The organism is Serratia sp. H402Y (genome assembly GCF_051172415.1).
GTDB classification, from domain to species: domain Bacteria; phylum Pseudomonadota; class Gammaproteobacteria; order Enterobacterales; family Enterobacteriaceae; genus Serratia; species Serratia ureilytica.
On the sequence record NZ_JBPIYZ010000006.1, the window covers coordinates 157052 to 174519 of the forward strand.

Below are 17468 nucleotides of genomic sequence, written 5' to 3' on the forward strand. Positions count from 1 at the left end.
GGGTCACACCGCATGAATAGCCGTGCGTGTCGCCGGAGGCGTTAAACGTGAATAACGCTCCCCCTGTTTGAGGGGTTGGGTAGAATAGGCGGGATTTTTTTGAAAAGGGATTTTTACGTTGAGAAAATATGCCGTTATCACCGCCGCGTTGATGATGTCTTCCTGCGCCACGCCGGAAAAGTGGGAAGCGCAAACGGCGGCTCCGACACCCCTTGTAGCCGCCAGAGCAAGCTGCCGACAAGAAGCCGAACAACGCTATCCCGTGAGCCTGTCTTTAGACACCCGCTCGCCTGTATTCTCCTCCATGAATATCAACGGCGCAGATATCCCCAATACTCACGGCGTCGTTTTTCCTTCGGACCGCAATGAAATGCGCAGAAAAGAACACGTTAATGCCTGCATGAAATTGGAGGGATGGGAAAATAAGAATAAGGTGACGGGGTTATTGGCCTTTTTATTTAACTAACGGCAACGTGAATTATTCGGAATTACCGCGTAGAGACAGCGGTAATTCCGCTCTATAGAGCGGCGTCGGCCTCCTGCGCCAGCCCGACTATTTTGCTACGATATTACAGTCACCACCTTTCCTCCATTCAGGGCGATAATCAAACAAATGGAATAAATCAATTTATGAGTGAGAAAGACACCTCCTTAAATAAGCCGCAAAGCCATATCAACAAAGCGGTATTCTTCACCTCTGCAGTCCTCATTTTTCTTCTGGTCGCCTTCGCCGCCTTTTTCCCCGACGTCGCTGACAAAAACTTCAAGCTTCTGCAGCAACAAATCTTCACCAACGCCAGCTGGTTTTATATTTTGGCCGTGGCGCTCATATTGCTCAGCGTGACGTTTCTGGGGCTTTCTCGTTACGGCGACATCAAACTTGGCCCCGATCATGCGCAACCCGATTTTCGCTATCACTCCTGGTTTGCCATGCTGTTTTCGGCGGGGATGGGCATTGGTCTGATGTTCTTCGGCGTGGCAGAACCGGTTATGCACTATCTCTCGCCGCCGGTCGGCACGCCCGAGAGCATCGAGGCGGCCAAACAAGCCATGCGCCTGACCTTTTTCCACTGGGGGCTGCATGCCTGGGCAATCTACGCCATCGTGGCGTTGATTCTGGCCTTCTTCAGCTATCGGCATGGCCTGCCGTTGACCCTGCGCTCCGCGCTTTATCCGATCATCGGCGATCGCATTTATGGCCCTATCGGCCACGCCGTCGATATCTTCGCCGTCATCGGCACCGTATTCGGGGTCGCGACCTCGCTGGGTTATGGCGTATTGCAGGTCAACGCCGGGCTTAACCACCTGTTTGGCGTGCCAATCAACGAAACCGTTCAGGTGATATTAATCGTGGTGATTACCGGGCTGGCCACCATTTCCGTGGTTTCCGGGCTGGAGAAGGGCATACGCTTTCTGTCGGAGCTGAACCTCAGCCTGGCGCTGTTGCTCCTGGCCTTGGTCTTGCTGTTGGGGCCAACCGTTTTGCTGTTGAAATCCTTTGTGGAAAATACCGGCGGCTATCTGTCCGAGCTGGTCAGCAAAACCTTCAACCTGTATGCCTATGAACCCAAATCCAGCAACTGGCTAGGTGGATGGACGCTGCTCTACTGGGGGTGGTGGCTCTCCTGGTCGCCTTTCGTCGGGATGTTCATCGCACGGGTTTCCCGCGGCCGAACCATCCGCGAATTTGTCACGGGCGTGCTGTTCGTCCCGGCCGGCTTCACCCTCATGTGGATGACCGTGTTCGGCAACAGCGCCATTTACCTCATCATGGAAAAGGGCGCGACAGATCTCGCCGCTACGGTACAACAAGACGTGGCCTTGGCGTTGTTTAACTTCCTGGAGCATTTCCCATTCTCCAGCGTGCTTTCGTTTATCGCCATGGCGATGGTTATCGTCTTTTTTGTCACGTCCGCCGACTCCGGCGCCATGGTCGTGGATACCCTGGCTTCGGGCGGCTCCAGCAACACGCCGGTATGGCAACGCATTTTCTGGGCGTCGCTGATGGGCATCGTCGCCATCGCCTTGCTGATCGCCGGGGGGCTCAGCGCGCTGCAAACCGTCACCATCGCCAGCGCGCTACCTTTCTCGGCCATCTTGCTGATATCCATTTACGGTTTGCTTAAGGCGCTGCGTCGCGATCTGACCAAGCGCGACAGCCAGAATATGGCCACCATTGCCCCTACCGCCGCCCGCAATCCTATCCCCTGGCAGCGCAGGCTGCGTAATATCGCTTATCTGCCAAAGCGCTCGCTGGTTAAGCGCTTTATGGACGAAGTCATCCAGTCGGCCATGACGCTGGTGCAGGAGGAGCTGAGTAAGCAAGGCACGCTCAGCAGTATCAACACCGGCGCGGAAGATCGCATTCGTTTCGAGGTTGATTTAGGCGATGAGCTTAACTTTATCTATGAAGTCAGACTGCGCGGCTACAGCTCGCCGACCTTCGCCCTGGCCGGGCTGGATAATGATGAACAGCAAGCCGAGCAGCACAAATATTATCGCGCGGAGATCTACCTGAAAGAAGGCGGCCAGAACTACGATGTCATGGGCTGGAATCAGGAGCAGTTGATCAACGATATTCTCGACCAGTACGAAAAGCATCTGCATTTCTTGCATCTGGTGCGCTGAATGCCGACATGCCGTCCCCAGGGGCGGCATTTTTTTGCCCTGCTTTCTTCACCACGGCGCTGACACAAGTTTGGGTCGCCGTTCACCTCGTTCTTCCCCTAGGGAAGGACATAATCCATCGTGTAGCGGTGCGTGCCTTGGTCGATCTCGATCGTCATCGTTCCACTCAATTGCGTCAGCTCGCCCGTCCCGGAATCGGGGACGACCGTCAACTGCAGCGACGAAACCCCACGGTTCATGGTGCCGCTGTGCTGTAACACGAAGCTGCCCTTGTGGCCATGCAAGGTCCCCGTTACGCGCTCCATTGCCACATAACCGGCGGAGCCATGCGCCTCCATGCGTACAGCCAGCATTTCTCCGAGGCTGGCCGCAGTCAGGTCACCATGAAATTGCTTATCAATCGTCATCCGACTGAGCTTGGCCGTCTCAATTTCAGCCGTTGCGGTTTGCGGCGTCAATTTGACGTCGAATGTTCCTGTCGCATGCATTTTACAAACCCCTTTGTTAAGGTTGATGACACAGACGCATCGGTGCGCGCTGCGTTCCTGGCAATGGCCGCGGCAAAGATTAAACGCGCCCATACAGATCAATCTGTCGAGTTATAAAATCGTCATTATCTTCCAGCAGCTATCGCGGCGCATAACGCGGCGCGAAGACATATGTGAATGTATCAGGAGCGACCAGGTAGATGATTGCAAAAACGCGACAAGTCGCCCCGCATGACGGTAGCTCAAGATGACGGCCGGGAATGCCAAACCGCGCGGAGTGCTGCATCCGCAGCCGACGCAAAGTCAGTTTATACACGAGCGCCACTCGCCATCAGCTGCGTTGGCCGATCTGGTCGAGCACTACTGGTGTGTGCGCTGGGATCTGCGGGAGTTACCGCCTCAGCGGCAAGCGACACTGCCCCACCCCAACGTGCATCTGGTGATCGAACGGAATGAATCATACGTTTACGGCGTTCACGCCGATCGCTTCGAGCGGCTCCTTGAAGGGCGAGGCTTCGCCTTTGGCATCAAGTTTAAGCCGGGCGGCTTCCATCCCTTTCTGCAAGCGCCCATATCGACGCTCGCGAACCGCTCGATGCCTGCGCAGACCGTGTTTGGCGCTGATTGCCAGTCGCTGGCGACGCGTATCGCCACGTGCGCTACGACGAGTGCGATGACGCTCGTCGCGGAGGCTTTCCTGCTGGCGCGGCGGCCCCAACCCGATCCTAACGTCGCGCGAGCGAACAGGCTCGTGGCCGCTATCGCCGACAACCTTGGCATAACGTCGGTAAACCAATTGCTGGGCACTGCGGCGATAGACAAACGCGCGCTACAGAGGCTATTTCATAAATACGTAGGCGTCGGCCCCAAATGGGTGATCCAACGCTATCGTCTGCATGAAGCCATCGCGCAACTGCAGGCTCACGCGCCGCGCGATTGGAGCAGGCTGGCGCTGGAATTGGGCTATTTTGATCAGGCCCATTTCGCTCGCGATTTTCGCGCTCTGGTGGGCCAGTCGCCCAGCGAGTATGTCAGGTCCCTGCACGCGGAGAATAACGGCATACAGGCGGCCTTTGCCAAACGCTGACCTGCTTTATTGAGAGACAAGGCGCAATGTCAGAATGACTTCGGCGAGATGAGTGCCAGAGGCTGAAACGGGAAATAACGCGTGCTGTGAACGTGTAAGACGAAGGAGTAAACGGGCTTGGAGCGGGTGAAGGGAATCGAACCCTCGTATGCAGCTTGGGAAGCTGCCGTTCTACCATTGAACTACACCCGCATCGGTGTGCGACAGGCATTATAACCGGTTATCGGCGGCGGGCAAGCGGAGATGGCGCGTAACTGTCGATGTTTTAAGCGGTTAAGTCTCGTAGACGAAAAAAAACCGGCGCAGTTGCCCGCACCGGTTGTTGCACGCTAAACGCGATTATTTCTGCGGGCGCATCGCCGGGAACAGAATCACGTCGCGGATGGTGTGGCTGTTGGTGAACAGCATCACCATGCGGTCGATGCCGATGCCCAGACCGGCGGTCGGCGGCAGGCCGTGCTCCAGCGCGGTGACGTAGTCTTCGTCGTAGAACATCGCTTCGTCGTCGCCGGCGTCTTTGGCGTTCACCTGATCGGCAAAGCGCTGCGCCTGGTCTTCGGCGTCGTTCAGCTCGGAGAAGCCGTTGCCGATTTCACGGCCGCCGATGAAGAACTCGAAGCGGTCGGTGATTTCCGGGTTCACGTCGTTGCGGCGCGCCAGCGGCGACACTTCAGCCGGGTACTCGGTGATGAAGGTCGGCTGAATCAGATGGCTTTCCGCCACTTCTTCGAAGATCTCGGTCACGACGCGGCCCAGGCCCCAGCTCTTCTCAACCTTGATGCCGATGGATTCCGCGATGGCCACCGCTTTGCCCATGTCGGCCAGGTCAGCCAGATCGGTTTCCGGACGGTATTTCTTGATCGCCTCGGTCATGGTCAGCTTCTCGAACGGCTTGCCGAAGTCGAACACTTCGTCGCCGTACTGCACCTGAGAGGTGCCCAGCACTTTCTCGGTCAGGGTGCGGAACAGCGTCTCGGTCAGCTCGATCAGGTCTTTGTAATCCGCGTAAGCCATGTAGAGTTCCATCATGGTGAACTCTGGATTATGACGCGGAGAAACGCCTTCGTTGCGGAAGTTGCGGTTGATTTCGAACACGCGCTCAAAGCCGCCGACCACCAGACGCTTCAGATACAGTTCCGGCGCAATGCGCAGGTACATGTCGATATCCAGCGCATTGTGGTGGGTGATGAACGGACGCGCCGACGCGCCACCCGGGATCACCTGCATCATCGGGGTTTCGACTTCCATGAAGCCGCGTTCCACCATGAAGTTACGGATAGCCGACATCACCTGAGAACGCACCTTGAAGGTGTTGCGCGACTCTTCGTTGGCGATCAGATCCAGGTAACGCTGGCGGTAACGGGTTTCCTGATCCGCCAGGCCGTGGAATTTGTCCGGCAGCGGACGCAACGCTTTGGTCAGCAGACGCAGTTCGGTGCAGTGGATCGACAGTTCGCCGGTCTTGGTTTTGAACAGCTTGCCGCGCGCGCCGAGGATATCGCCCAGGTCCCACTTCTTGAACTGCTCGTTGTACACGCCTTCAGCCAGATCGTCGCGCGCGACGTACAGCTGAATGCGGCCGCCCACGTCCTGCAGCGTAACGAAGGATGCCTTGCCCATAATGCGGCGGGTCATCATGCGGCCGGCGACGGTCACTTCTACGCCCAGCGCTTCCAGCTCTTCGTTGTCTTTATCGCCGTACGCGGCGTGCAGTTTGTCGGAGGTGGAGTCGCGACGGAAGTCGTTCGGGAACGCAATGCCGTTCTCACGCAGGCCGGCCAGTTTCTCGCGGCGGGACTGCAGCTCGTTATTGAGATCCAGCGCCTGATCGGCGCCCTGTACTTGTTGTTCAGACATTTCTATTCCTCATAACCCGGCTTTCAAACTTGCCTCAATGAATTTATCCAGGTCGCCATCCAGTACGGCCTGCGTGTTACGCGTTTCGACGTTGGTGCGCAAATCCTTGATGCGGGAGTCATCCAGCACGTAAGAACGGATTTGGCTGCCCCAGCCGATGTCGGACTTGTTGTCTTCCATCGCCTGTTTATCAGCATTTTTCTTTTGCATCTCAAACTCGTACAGCTTGGCTCGCAGCTGTTTAAACGCTTGATCCTTGTTCTTATGCTGAGAACGATCGTTCTGGCACTGCACCACGATGTTGGTTGGCAGGTGAGTAATACGTACGGCGGATTCGGTTTTGTTGACGTGCTGACCGCCCGCACCGGAGGCGCGGTACACGTCGATGCGCAGATCCGCCGGGTTGATATCGATGTCGATATCGTCGTCCACTTCCGGGTAGATGAACACCGAACTGAACGAGGTGTGGCGACGGCCGCCGGAGTCGAACGGGCTCTTGCGCACCAGGCGGTGAACGCCGGTTTCAGTGCGCAACCAGCCGAACGCGTAGTCGCCGATGATCTTGATGGTGGCCGATTTCAGGCCCGCAACGTCGCCGTCGGACTCTTCGATCACTTCGGTCTTGAAGCCCTTGGCTTCGGCCCAGCGCAGGTACATGCGCAGCAGCATGCTGGCCCAGTCTTGCGCTTCGGTGCCGCCGGAGCCGGCCTGAATGTCCAGATAGCAGTCGGCGCTGTCGTATTCGCCAGAGAACATGCGGCGGAATTCCAGCTGCTCGAGCTTGGCGATCAGTTGATCGAGTTCGGCGACCGCTTCGTTGAAGGTCTCTTCATCGTCGGCTTCCACCGCCAGCTCCAGCAGACCGCTGACGTCTTCGCTGCCCTGCTGCAGGTGATCGATGGTTTCAACGATGGCTTCCAGCGCGGCGCGCTCTTTGCCGAGCGCCTGTGCGCGCTCCGGTTCGTTCCAAACGTCCGGCTGCTCCAGCTCGGCGTTGACTTCTTCTAGGCGTTCCTTCTTGGCATCATAGTCAAAGATACCCCCTAAGAACCGCAGTCCGCTCGGACAGGTCCTGAATTCGGTTTTTTACCGGGTTAATTTCAAACATGGTTTTGCGTTCTTTTACGTTGATGTCGTCGATGGCGGAATGCCATTGGAACCGCTAATTCTAACGGATCCGGGCGGCAGTTTATAGCGAGTTGGTCAGTTTTTGTGGCGATCGGGAAGGATGCCGGGGATTGGAGAGCCCAATCCCCGAGTTGTGTTCAATTTCGCCTCAGCGCGGCCAAAGGTGCTGGATCAGCAGTTGCACGTTGCGGTTGCCGCGAAACTCGTTGACGTCGAGTTTGTAGGCCAGTTCCACTTCGCGCACGCTGCTGTCCGGCCACAGCGTGGTGTCCACGTTGAACGCGATGCCGTCGAGCAGCGGGCCGCCGCCAAGCGGTTCCACCATCAGCTTCAGGTGTTTCTCACCCACCAACCGCTGCTGCAGGATGCGGAACTTGCCGTCGAAGGTCGGTTCCGGGAACGCCTGGCCCCACGGGCCGCCCTCGCGCAGCAGCTCCGCCGTCGTCAACGACAGCTCCTGCATCGCCAGTTCGCCGTCGGACCAGATAACCCCTTCCAACATCGCCGGATCGAGCCATTCGCCCACCAGCTCGCCGAAACGCTGGCGGAACTCGTCGAATTTAGCCTCTTCCAGCGACAGCCCGGCCGCCATCGCGTGGCCGCCGAACTTCATCATCAGCCCGGGGTTCAGCATATCCAGCCGCTCCAGCGCGTCGCGCATGTGCAAGCCGGGCACCGAACGGCCGGAGCCTTTCAGGATGCCGTCGCCCGCCGGCGCGAAAGCGATCACCGGACGGTGGAAACGCTCTTTGATGCGCGAAGCGAGGATGCCCACCACGCCCTGATGCCATTCCGGATGATACATCGCCAGCCCGTAAGGCAGCTCGGTGCTGGTGCGCTCCAGCTGATCGCACAGCTGCAGGGCTTCCACCTGCATGCCCTGCTCTATCTCGCGTCGCGTCTGGTTCAGCGCATCGAGATCGTTGGCCAGCATGCGCGCCTGCGCGATGTCGTCGCTCAACAGCAGCGCCACGCCGATCGACATGTCGTCCAGCCTGCCGGCGGCGTTGAGCCGCGGGCCGAGGGCGAAACCGAGATCGTTGGCCGCCAGTTGGCGGGCGTCGCGGTTGGCCACCTCAAGCAGCGCGCGGATGCCCGGTCGGCATTTGCCGGCGCGAATACGGTTTAACCCCTGATACACCAGAATGCGGTTGTTGGCGTCCAGCGGCACCACGTCGGCCACGGTGCCGAGCGCCACCAGATCCAGCAGTTCCGCCAGATTGGGCATCGCCAGCGCGCGCTGCTCGAACCAGCCGCTGTCCCGCAGCCGGGCGCGCAGCGCCAGCATCAGGTAGAACGCCACGCCTACCCCCGCCAGCGATTTGGACGGGAAGGCGCAGCCGCGCAGGTTGGGGTTAACGATCGCTTCAGCCGCCGGCAGGGTCTCGCCCGGCAGGTGGTGATCGGTCACCAGCACCTGCATGCCTTTGGCGTGCGCCACGTCGACGCCGGCGTAGGAGGAGATGCCGTTATCGACGGTAACAATGAGTTCCGCGCCGCGCGCCGCCGCCTGCTCCACCACTTCGGGGCTCAGGCCGTAACCGTCTTCGAAACGGTTAGGCACCAGATAATCGACGGCTGCGCCGCCCATGCTGCGCAGCGCCAGCACCGTCAGCGCGGTGCTGGTGGCGCCATCGGCGTCGAAATCGCCCACTACCATGATGCGGCGACCGTCGGCCAGCGCTTGCTGCAACAGGCTGACGGCGTCGTCGATGCCGTCCAGCTGTTGCCAGGGCAGCATGCCCTTAACGCCGCGCTCCAGTTCTTGCTCAGCCTGCACGCCGCGCAGGGCGTAAAGCCGACGCAGAAGCGGCGGCAAACTGGCGGGCAGATGCGTGTCGTCCGCCGCCGGGCGGCGGCGTAGTTGCGTTTTGATACTCACCGGCGATTAACCACCGGCTTTGGTGGCGGCCTGATGCGCGTCCAGCATGGCGGCCATCTCTTTCGGCCCCTGATAGCCCGGGATCATCATGCCGTTTTCCAGGATGATGGCCGGCGTGCCCTGAATGCCGAACTGCACGCCCAGCTCGTAATGCTTGCTGATGTCGGTTTTGCAGGTCGCCGGAGAAACGGCGTCGCCCTTCATGGCGGCGTCGAACGCCTTGGCCTTGTCGGCGGTGCACCAGATCGACTGCATGTCTTTTTCAGCCTGGGAAGCCAGCCCCTGGCGCGGGAACGCCAGGTAACGCACGGTAATGCCCAGATCGTTGTACTCTTTCATCTGCTGATGCAGTTTGTGACAGTAACCGCAGGTGATATCGGTGAACACGGTGATCACGTGTTTCTCTTTCGGCGCTTTGTAAACGATCATCTGATCTTTCAGCGCGTCCATCTTGGTGCTCAGCAGTTGGTTGGTCACGTTGACCGGCTCTTTGCCGCTAACGTCGAACAGCGGGCCCTGCAGGATGTGCTTGCCGTCTTCGGAGGCGTACAGCACGCCGCTGTCGGTCAGCACGGTTTTCAGGCCGTTGACCGGCGAAGGCTGCACGTCCGCCTGCTGAATGCCCAGGCTGGCGAGCGCTTTTTTGATCGCCGCGTCATCGGCATGGGCGGCGCCGGCCACCGAAGCCACCAGCAGAGAGAGCAGCATTAAACCTTTTTTCATTGTTCCAATCCTTTCGAACCCGCCGCTCAGGCGCGCGGGTGATGCTGTTGATGTAGCTGTTTCAGTCGTTCGGTCGCTACATGAGTATAAATTTGCGTGGTCGAGAGATCGCTGTGGCCTAACAACATCTGTACGACACGGAGATCGGCCCCATGGTTCAGCAAATGGGTGGCGAACGCGTGCCGCAACACGTGCGGCGACAGACGCTCGCTGTCGATGCCCGCAAGGATGGCATAGTGTTTGATGCGATGCCAGAACGTCTGTCGGGTCATTTGCTGACACCGGTTGCTGGGGAACAGCACATCCAGCGTCTGGCCGTTGACCAGCCACGGGCGCCCGTGCTCCAGATAATTTTCGATCCAGTAGACCGCTTCTTCGCCCAGCGGCACCAGCCGCTCCTTGTTGCCCTTGCCGATCACCCGCACCACGCCCTGACGCAGGCTGACGTCGCTGATGTTCAACCCCACCAGCTCAGAGACCCGCAGCCCGGTCGCGTACAACACCTCGAGCATCGCCTTGTCGCGCAGCTCCAGCGGCTGATCGACGCAGGGCGCCTGCAGCAGCGCATCGACCTGCGCCTCGCTCAGATCCTTCGGCAAACGCTGCGGCAGCTTCGGGGAAGCCAGCTGCGCGGTGGGATCGTCGGCGCGCAGCTTTTCGCGGTACAGATACTGAAACAGGCGACGCATGGCGCTCAGCAAGCGCGCGGAGCTGGTGGCCTTGTAGCCGCCGTCCACCCGCTCGGCGAGAAACGCCTGCAGATCCAAGGCCTGAGCCTGCAGCAAATCGGTGTTTTGCTGGCCAAGCCAGGCGCCCAGGGCCTGCAAATCCAGCCGGTAGGAGGCCAGCGTATTTTCCGCCAGATTGCGCTCAAGCCACAGCGCATCCAGGAATTGTTCAATCAGCGCATTGTCTTGCTGTTGCACGCGGTCCTCTCTTCGTTGCATTTCCACCCGCGCCATTATGCCTTAAGCCGACGCAAATCAGGTATACTCGCTGCAATTCTCTAAACAGCAACGTAACGGTTTACACATGAAGATTGGTCTGTTTTACGGCTCCAGCACCTGCTACACCGAGATGGCGGCAGAAAAAATCCGTGAGATTCTGGGTGAAGACCTGGTCGACCTGCACAACCTGAAAGACGTCTCGCCCAAGCTGATGGAGGACTATTCCATTCTCATCCTCGGCATCCCGACCTGGGATTTCGGCGAACTGCAGGAAGACTGGGAAGCGATCTGGCCGCAGCTGCCGGCGCTGGATCTGAAAGGCAAGATCGTCGCCATGTACGGCATGGGCGATCAGCTCGGTTACGGCGAGTGGTTCCTCGACGCGCTGGGTATGCTGCACGATCACATCGCGCCGCTGGGCGTGCAGTTCATCGGCTTCTGGCCAACTGAGGGCTTCGAGTTCACCAGCCCCAAACCGCTGAGCGCCGACGGCAAACACTTCGTCGGCCTGGCGCTCGATGAGGTCAACCAATACGATCTGAGCGAAGAGCGCCTGCAGCAATGGTGCGAACAGATCCTGTTGGAGATGGAGCCGCTGCTGTAGCCGCTATCGGGCGCGTAGCGCGCCCGATCCCCCTCGCTTATTTCCACAGACGGAAGCGTGGCTCGTCTTCCGCAGCTGGCGTTTCCTTGGTCAAACGCGCCGGATCAGCCACCTGATACCAGTCCAGTTTGCGCGTCAACAGCATAATGCCCGCCAGAATGGCGAACAGCAGCCCTGCTCCCAGCACCAACGCATTGTCCTCCGACTGCAACAGCAAATAGAGCACGCCGTACAACAGCAATAGGCTCGCGGCGAACAGCGCACCGCGCAGCTTGCCGCGCAGTACGGCGCTCAGATAAAAGCCGATCAGTCCGCTGCAGGCGATGCTGGCCGCCAGGTAAGCGAGAGCGAATCCCAGGTGTTCGGAGAAGGCCAGCAGAATCAGGTAGAACAATACCAGCGCCGCGCCGACCAACAGATATTGAATCGGGTGCACCCGCAGCCCGGTCAGAGTTTCGAACAGGAAAAATGCCATAAACGTCAGCCCGATAAACAGCAGCGCGTATTTGACCGCGCGCTCGGTCAGCTGATAATGATCGACCGGTTCGACCAGGCTGGCGCTGAAGGCCGGCAGTTTGTCCTCGTCGATAATGCCATCGTCGTAATAGAACGCACTGTTGATGTTGTTGGCAAACCAGGTGCTGCGCCAGCGAGCGCTAAACCCCTGCTCCGTCACCTTGCGTTCGTCCGGCAGGAAGTTGCCGAGGAAATTCGGATGCGGCCAGTTGCTTTGTAGCTGCAGCTCGCTGCTGCGCCCCAGCGGCACCAGCGACAGGCTGCTGGTGCCCGCCAACGTCAGGGTGAAGTCGGCGTTCAGCCCCTCTTTTTGTTGCAGCATCGCCAGCGTCAGCGGGGCGTGGATCCCCTGGCGCAACGATCCCACGCCGGTGCCCGGCTCAAACGCCACCGGCTGCGGCATTGCCAGCGGAGAAATGCTCTTGATGCCGCGAGAGTCACTCAGCGCCACCAGCAGGAACGGCTGGCCGACGGTCACGTTGGCGCGTTGCAAATCCGTCAGCTCCGGCTGGCCGAAACGCACCTTGAAGCTCAGCGGCCCCTGGTAAACCTGCGTTTGATAAATACCCAGTTTGCGCACCTCTACTTTCGGCGCCCCCTGCACCTGAAGCGACTCAGGCAGCAAATAGCGGTAATGCTGCACCCGCTGCACTACCGTTTGCCCTTTCTCGTCTTTCTTCTCTTCGCGTTCGACATAGGGAATGACAATCAACGGGCCAAGCACGCGCTGCGCCCCGCTGGTGCTTTCGCTCACCTGCCCGACCACGCTTTGCCGATAGCCGCTGCGCTCGTCGATCACGCTCATCAGTTGGGCGATGGGGATCAACATCACTACCATCAATCCCAGCAGCGTGGTTATTTTCCAGAAAAGTACCGATTTCATCATGCTCGCTCCTCGTAGGTTATGAGGCCACGATAAAATCCGCAGGTGAAATCAGAATGTGGTTATGTGAAGGGAAGGTGAAGTTACAGCGATAACATGAAAGTCGCTTCCACCCCGTGCGGCCGGCGGTTGCACAGGTGAATGCCGCCATGATGCAGACGGGCGACCTCCTGCACGAAGTTCAGCCCCAGCCCGCTGCTTTTCGGCCGTTCGGCGCGCGGCAGCGAATAAAAACGCTCGAACACCTTATCGAGCGCATAGTCCGGAATGCCGCTGCCGTCATCGCAAACGCTGATGCAGTAATGCTGTTCCCGCCGTTCGCCTCGCACGCTGACGCAACCGCCCGGCGGAGTAAAGTCGATCGCATTGTCCAGCAGGTTGGTCAGCGCCTGGCTGATCAGCAACGCATCGCCGTTCAGCGTCACCTCCGCCAACGCCTCCAGTTGCAATTTGACGCCGCGCTGCGTCGCCTGCGCTTCTTTGCCCGCCATCGTCTGGCTGACCAGCGCCGCGATCGCGATGGGCGCGGTCTCCATGTCTGGCCGACTCTCCAGCCGCGCCTGCACCAGCAGTTTGTCCACCAGCTGCTGGATGCGTGCACTTTGCTGCTCGATGTTGGTAAGAAAACGCCGGGCGGTCTCCGGCGGCGGCAGTTCCTGCAACAGCTCCGCCGCGCCCCTGATCGCCGCCAGCGGGCTTTTCAGCTCATGCGTCAGGGTATGTGCATACTGTTCGATATAAGCTTTGCCTTCCAGCTTCAGCCGCATGCTCTCCAACGCCTGCGCCAGCTGCGTCAATTCCCGGCCGCCCACTTTGGGCAGCGGCGCGATTTCCCCTTGCGCCACCCCGTCGGCATAACGCACCAGCCGGCCTATCGAACGGTTGATCCACCAGACGAATACCGCGCCGATCAGCAGCGCAATCCCCAGCAGCAACGCGCCGGCCCACAGAATGCGCCGTTCGCTGCGTTTGATCACCGGCGCCATGGTGCTGTTGGGTTTGCCCACGGTGAGCACGCCGATAATACGCCCTTGTTCTATCACCGGCGCGGCCACATACATCACCGAACTGTTTTCATCTTCTGGATCGCTGCGGGTACTGCGAGCGCCGTACTCACCGCGTAGCGTCCGATAAACGTCATTCCAGCGCGAATAGTCCTGCCCCTGCGCGCGGCCGGCAGAATCGAAGATAACCCGCCCCTGGGCATCGGTAAGATAGACGTGGTATTCGCTGCGATCCTTGCGGATGCCGGAGATATTGGCGCCGATCGGCCGCTGGTTCAGCTGCGTGAACGCCTGCGCCAGTTGGCCATGCGCCGCATCGCCGCGCTGCATGTCCTGACGGGCGATCTGCGCCAGCAGGTTGGCGGTGTCCACCAGCGTGCCTTCGGTAGCGCGCCGCACGCCGGGCTTCACTTCCTGGACGAAAATGCTCAGCACAAAGTACCCGGCCACCGCCACGATCAGAAAATATCCCAGCAGCAGGCGCAGGCCAATTTTCATGGCTGGCGGCTCACGCTGTAGCCCAATCCGCGGTGGGTGTGGATCGGCGGCTCACCGGGCTCAACCGCACGCAGCTTAGCGCGCAGCGTTTTAATGTGGGTATCGACGGTGCGATCCAGGCTTTCTTCCGCCTGCGCCCAAACGCTTTCCATCAGTTGCTGCCGCGAGAACACCCGTCCCGGCGCCAACAGCAACGTCTTCAGCAGCAGGTATTCGTAACGGGTCAGCGGCAGCGGCCGCTGATGGTAGGAGATGGTGGCCGCATCTTCATCGAGCGTGAAAGCACCGAAATGGTAGCGCGCGCTCTGTTGCAGGCGCTGCTGCTTATGCAGGCGGCGCAAAATGGTGCGCACCCGGGCGCTGACCTCACGAGGGGAGAACGGCTTGGCGACATAGTCGTCGGCGCCGATCTCCAGCCCGATCAGGCGATCCACTTCATCACTGCGGGCGGTAAGAAACAGAATCGGCAGGTCAGCCGCCTGAGCCAGTAGGCGGCGACACAATTCAAAGCCGTTGATATCCGGCAAACCGACATCGAGGATAGCGAGCGCGGGCGCGCCTTGCGCCAGCGCCTGCAACGCCGGTTCCGCACGTTCGAACCAGCGTACTTCGAAGCCTTCGCTCTCCAGCGTGTAAACCAGCGTATCGGCGATGCTGGGTTCATCCTCCACCAACCAGAGTACGGGTTTCATCAGGGTTCCTCGCCGTCACCCGCCGGCGGATACAGCAACAGCTGCCGCAGGTGGCGCCACTCCTCTTTGCTCATGCAGTCGGAAGCCAGCCACAGCCGACGGCGCTTTTTGCCCTCCATAGGCTGTAACGTCAGCAGCAGGCCGTAGCCCGGCATCCAGGGCTTTTTCGCCAGCCGCCATTCTCGGCCGTGCCAGCTGAAACGCCTGTCCGCCAGCAGCCGCAGTTCACCCTGCACCGCAGCGATGCGCTTCTGGCTGCGAATGCACTGAAACACCACCAGCGTCAGCAACACCAGCCAGAGCGGACCAAAGCCTTCCGGCCAGGGCGAAATCAGGATCAGCAGGATCAGGACGCCGTGGGTCAACAGAGAGAACAGCTGGGTGCGCCAGGAAATGCGGATATCACATCGCCACTGGGCCACGATCTTTATTTCGCGTTTGGATCAGGGTCACCATTCTTTGCAGCTCGCTGTCCTGCGGCGCGCCATGATTCATCAGCCAGTTGAACAAATCGGGATCGTCGCACTCGAGCAGACGGATGAACAGCGCCTTGTCCGCGTCATTCAGGCTGTCGTATTCGTATTCGAAGAACGGCATGATGGAGATGTCCAGCTCGCGCATGCCACGACGGCAAGCCCAGTGAATACGTGCTTTGTTGTTAATATCCATGTTGTTATGACTCACCTCTTTTCAGCGCGGCAGCGCCAGCGCAGGGTTCAAATGACACACTGTATGGCAACGCCGTCGCAATATAATTCCATCAACCGGGGATCTGTCTGCAAGGGTGCCCTGGCCGCAAGCCTATAGAGTAACAATTTGACATACACGCCGGGAAGGCGCTTTGTGGCGGAAAACGCAATAAAGCGCAAAATGCCAAAAAAAGCGCCCCCCGGCGCCGCGGCGCGAATAACAGTTTGCAAAGCCCGCCGCCTCTTTTACCATGGGTTCAATACCCTTCAGGTAAGCTAAACGTTGAGCAGGAACTTACTATGGCGCATAACATTCCATTCCCACCCCGTCAGCCCTCCGCTTCCACCCATCTGCCCCTGACGCTGATCTCGCTGGAAGATTGGGCGCTGGTGACGCTGAACGGGCCGGACGCGGTGAAATATCTCCAGGGCCAGGTGACGGCGGACATCGACGCGCTGGCGGCCGATCAACACGTGCTGTGCGCCCACTGCGACGCCAAGGGCAAAATGTGGAGCAACCTGCGTCTGTTCCACCGTGGCGAAGGCTTCGCCTATCTGGAGCGCCGCAGCGTGCTGGACAGCCAACTGGCTGAAATCAAAAAATATGCGGTGTTTTCCAAAGTCACCATCGCCGCCGATAATGACGCGGTATTGCTGGGGGTCGCCGGTTTCCAGGCGCGCGCCGCGCTGGCGGGTCTGTTCGCCACGCTGCCGAGTGCCGAGCACCCGGTGGTGCAGGAAGGCGAAACCACGCTGCTGCACTTCGCTGCGCCGGCGGAACGTTTTCTGCTGGTGACCCGCCCCGCCGTGGCCGAACAGCTGATCGGCAAACTGCATGATCAGGCGGAACTGAATGACAGCAGCCAGTGGCTGGCGCTGGAGATCGAAGCCGGTTATCCGATTATCGACGCCGCCAACAGCGCGCAGCTGATCCCGCAGGCCACCAACCTGCAGGCGCTGGAAGGCATCAGCTTCAGCAAGGGCTGCTATACCGGCCAGGAGATGGTGGCGCGCGCCAAATTCCGCGGCGCAAACAAACGCGCGCTCTACTGGCTGGAAGGTAAAGCCGCTCGCGCCCCGCAGGCGGCGGAAGATCTGGAGCTGCAGCTGGGGGAAAACTGGCGCCGCACCGGCACTGTACTGGCGTCGAGCCAATTGGCCGACGGCACGCTGTGGGTGCAGGTGGTGATGAACAACGATTTGGACGCCGACAGCAAGCTGCGGGTGCGCGACGATGCCGCCAGCCAGTTGGCGATCAAACCCTTGCCCTACTCGCTGGCCGAAGAGAAATAATCCGTCGGCCGCAGGCGCCCTGCCTGCGGCCATCTTCGTTACTCGTCCAACTCCCCGTCGCGCTGCACCAGATAAATCAGCACCAAAATGATGGTGATGAAGAAACGAAAGGCATCGGGGACGCCGTTCCACTGCTTTGACATCCACATGCCGAACCACTCGCCGCCTATCGACATGAAACCGACCTGCCAGGTGAGGAAGCCCAGCGTCAGGCCGACCACCGCCAGCTTTTTGCGGCCGTTAAAGGCCCTGGCGGGCAGTTTCAGGCCGCCCAACAGTCGCAGGCCGCCGATCCAGCACAGCAGCGCGGTCAGGCTTTCCAGCGCAATGATGAAAATATAACCGGCGTGATGCAGCCACGGCGTCTGTATCGAGCGATAGCCGATGGTGGCGTCGGGGAAAATCGTGTCCATCATAAAGACATGGCGCACAAAGGCGAAGTTGGAGCCGTAGTCGGTGATGTTGCCGAAGGCGACCAGCGAAGCGAACAAGGCGATAGCGCAGACCAGCAGCGCTTTGGATAAGCGAACGATCATCTTGGTGAGTCCT

17 protein-coding genes and 1 tRNA gene are annotated in these 17468 nt (G+C 59.6%); 5 read left to right on the forward strand and 13 right to left on the reverse strand.

Annotated features, from left to right (window positions below; translation table 11 throughout):
- Positions 1-118: 118 nt before the first annotated feature.
- Together ACSBQS_RS22115 and ACSBQS_RS22120 are read left to right on the forward strand one after the other, a co-directional pair.
- Positions 119-466: a hypothetical protein gene (locus ACSBQS_RS22115; RefSeq protein WP_232092631.1), complete on the forward strand. Its 348-nt coding sequence runs from the start codon at positions 119-121 to the stop codon at positions 464-466.
- Between the two features lie 164 nt (positions 467-630).
- Positions 631-2628 (forward strand): BCCT family transporter, encoded by a 1998-nt coding sequence (locus ACSBQS_RS22120; RefSeq protein WP_033644786.1) that lies wholly within the window; start codon positions 631-633, stop codon positions 2626-2628.
- 98 nt (positions 2629-2726) lie between these two features.
- Here the strand turns inward: ACSBQS_RS22120 and ACSBQS_RS22125 are convergent, their stop codons facing one another.
- Positions 2727-3116 (reverse strand): DUF3224 domain-containing protein, encoded by a 390-nt coding sequence (locus ACSBQS_RS22125; protein WP_047026636.1) that lies wholly within the window; start codon positions 3114-3116, stop codon positions 2727-2729.
- A gap of 247 nt (positions 3117-3363) precedes the next feature.
- Between ACSBQS_RS22125 and ACSBQS_RS22130 the strand changes: the two genes are divergently transcribed.
- Positions 3364-4203, forward strand: a complete 840-nt coding sequence (locus ACSBQS_RS22130; protein WP_197750053.1) for a helix-turn-helix domain-containing protein — start codon at positions 3364-3366, stop codon at positions 4201-4203.
- A gap of 118 nt (positions 4204-4321) precedes the next feature.
- Here the strand turns inward: ACSBQS_RS22130 and ACSBQS_RS22135 are convergent.
- The 6 genes from ACSBQS_RS22135 to xerD all read right to left on the reverse strand — a co-directional run bounded on the left by ACSBQS_RS22135 (position 4322) and on the right by xerD (position 10719).
- A tRNA-Gly gene (locus tag ACSBQS_RS22135) sits at positions 4322-4395 on the reverse strand.
- A gap of 147 nt (positions 4396-4542) precedes the next feature.
- Positions 4543-6060 (reverse strand): lysine--tRNA ligase, encoded by a 1518-nt coding sequence (lysS, locus tag ACSBQS_RS22140; protein ID WP_004931697.1) that lies wholly within the window; start codon positions 6058-6060, stop codon positions 4543-4545.
- A 9-nt stretch (positions 6061-6069) separates the two neighbouring features.
- A protein-coding gene (prfB, locus tag ACSBQS_RS22145; protein ID WP_099783420.1) for a peptide chain release factor 2 occupies positions 6070-7168 on the reverse strand; the annotation gives its coding sequence in 2 pieces (ribosomal slippage) (positions 6070-7092 and positions 7094-7168; 1098 coding nt in all).
- A gap of 168 nt (positions 7169-7336) precedes the next feature.
- Complete coding sequence (gene recJ / locus ACSBQS_RS22150; RefSeq protein ID WP_197666766.1) at positions 7337-9070, reverse strand: single-stranded-DNA-specific exonuclease RecJ; 1734 nt, start codon at positions 9068-9070, stop codon at positions 7337-7339.
- 6 nt (positions 9071-9076) lie between these two features.
- Entirely contained in the window at positions 9077-9793 is a 717-nt protein-coding gene (gene dsbC, locus ACSBQS_RS22155) for a bifunctional protein-disulfide isomerase/oxidoreductase DsbC (protein WP_033644784.1), read from the reverse strand.
- A 26-nt stretch (positions 9794-9819) separates the two neighbouring features.
- Positions 9820-10719 carry a site-specific tyrosine recombinase XerD gene (xerD, locus tag ACSBQS_RS22160; RefSeq protein WP_033644935.1) on the reverse strand — a complete coding sequence of 300 codons (900 nt, stop codon included), beginning with the start codon at positions 10717-10719 and terminating at the stop codon, positions 9820-9822.
- Between the two features lie 106 nt (positions 10720-10825).
- Between xerD and fldB the strand changes: the two genes are divergently transcribed.
- A complete protein-coding gene (fldB, locus tag ACSBQS_RS22165; protein WP_033635825.1) occupies positions 10826-11344 on the forward strand; it encodes a flavodoxin FldB in 519 nt (172 codons plus the stop codon).
- 37 nt (positions 11345-11381) lie between these two features.
- Here the strand turns inward: fldB and creD are convergent, their stop codons facing one another.
- The 5 genes from creD to sdhE form a co-directional block, all read right to left on the reverse strand.
- Positions 11382-12746: a cell envelope integrity protein CreD gene (gene creD / locus ACSBQS_RS22170; protein ID WP_033652165.1), complete on the reverse strand. Its 1365-nt coding sequence runs from the start codon at positions 12744-12746 to the stop codon at positions 11382-11384.
- Between the two features lie 80 nt (positions 12747-12826).
- Positions 12827-14245, reverse strand: a complete 1419-nt coding sequence (creC, locus tag ACSBQS_RS22175) for a two-component system sensor histidine kinase CreC (protein ID WP_033644779.1) — start codon at positions 14243-14245, stop codon at positions 12827-12829.
- On the reverse strand, positions 14242-14937 hold the full coding sequence (gene creB / locus ACSBQS_RS22180; RefSeq protein ID WP_025304122.1) for a two-component system response regulator CreB: 696 nt from the start codon (positions 14935-14937) through the stop codon (positions 14242-14244). Before creB ends, creC begins: the two co-directional genes overlap by 4 nt.
- Positions 14937-15359 (reverse strand): protein YgfX, encoded by a 423-nt coding sequence (locus tag ACSBQS_RS22185; protein WP_047026638.1) that lies wholly within the window; start codon positions 15357-15359, stop codon positions 14937-14939. The genes creB and ACSBQS_RS22185 overlap by 1 nt, the downstream gene beginning before the upstream one ends.
- Complete coding sequence (gene sdhE / locus ACSBQS_RS22190) at positions 15340-15606, reverse strand: FAD assembly factor SdhE (protein ID WP_019455657.1); 267 nt, start codon at positions 15604-15606, stop codon at positions 15340-15342. Before sdhE ends, ACSBQS_RS22185 begins: the two co-directional genes overlap by 20 nt.
- A 320-nt stretch (positions 15607-15926) precedes the next feature.
- Between sdhE and ygfZ the strand changes: the two genes are divergently transcribed.
- Complete coding sequence (gene ygfZ / locus ACSBQS_RS22195) at positions 15927-16919, forward strand: tRNA-modifying protein YgfZ (RefSeq protein WP_047573794.1); 993 nt, start codon at positions 15927-15929, stop codon at positions 16917-16919.
- Positions 16920-16957: 38 nt separating this feature from the next.
- Here the strand turns inward: ygfZ and ACSBQS_RS22200 are convergent, their stop codons facing one another.
- The gene (locus ACSBQS_RS22200; protein ID WP_033644774.1) at positions 16958-17455 is read right to left on the reverse strand and encodes a DUF2165 family protein; all 498 of its coding nucleotides are present in this window, start codon (positions 17453-17455) and stop codon (positions 16958-16960) included.
- Positions 17456-17468: the final 13 nt, after the last annotated feature.

What these genes read in the sequence shown, in the direction of transcription:
- ACSBQS_RS22120 (WP_033644786.1), top strand. Translation starts at nt 631, where the DNA reads ATGAGTGAGAAAGACACCTCCTTAAATAAGCCGCAAAGCCATATCAAC.
- ACSBQS_RS22125 (WP_047026636.1), bottom strand. Translation starts at nt 3,116, where the DNA reads ATGCATGCGACAGGAACATTCGACGTCAAATTGACGCCGCAAACCGCA.
- ACSBQS_RS22130 (WP_197750053.1), top strand. Translation starts at nt 3,364, where the DNA reads ATGACGGCCGGGAATGCCAAACCGCGCGGAGTGCTGCATCCGCAGCCG.
- lysS (WP_004931697.1), bottom strand. Translation starts at nt 6,060, where the DNA reads ATGTCTGAACAACAAGTACAGGGCGCCGATCAGGCGCTGGATCTCAAT.
- dsbC (WP_033644784.1), bottom strand. Translation starts at nt 9,793, where the DNA reads ATGAAAAAAGGTTTAATGCTGCTCTCTCTGCTGGTGGCTTCGGTGGCC.
- fldB (WP_033635825.1), top strand. Translation starts at nt 10,826, where the DNA reads ATGAAGATTGGTCTGTTTTACGGCTCCAGCACCTGCTACACCGAGATG.
- creD (WP_033652165.1), bottom strand. Translation starts at nt 12,746, where the DNA reads ATGATGAAATCGGTACTTTTCTGGAAAATAACCACGCTGCTGGGATTG.
- creC (WP_033644779.1), bottom strand. Translation starts at nt 14,245, where the DNA reads ATGAAAATTGGCCTGCGCCTGCTGCTGGGATATTTTCTGATCGTGGCG.
- creB (WP_025304122.1), bottom strand. Translation starts at nt 14,937, where the DNA reads ATGAAACCCGTACTCTGGTTGGTGGAGGATGAACCCAGCATCGCCGAT.
- sdhE (WP_019455657.1), bottom strand. Translation starts at nt 15,606, where the DNA reads ATGGATATTAACAACAAAGCACGTATTCACTGGGCTTGCCGTCGTGGC.
- ygfZ (WP_047573794.1), top strand. Translation starts at nt 15,927, where the DNA reads ATGGCGCATAACATTCCATTCCCACCCCGTCAGCCCTCCGCTTCCACC.
- ACSBQS_RS22200 (WP_033644774.1), bottom strand. Translation starts at nt 17,455, where the DNA reads ATGATCGTTCGCTTATCCAAAGCGCTGCTGGTCTGCGCTATCGCCTTG.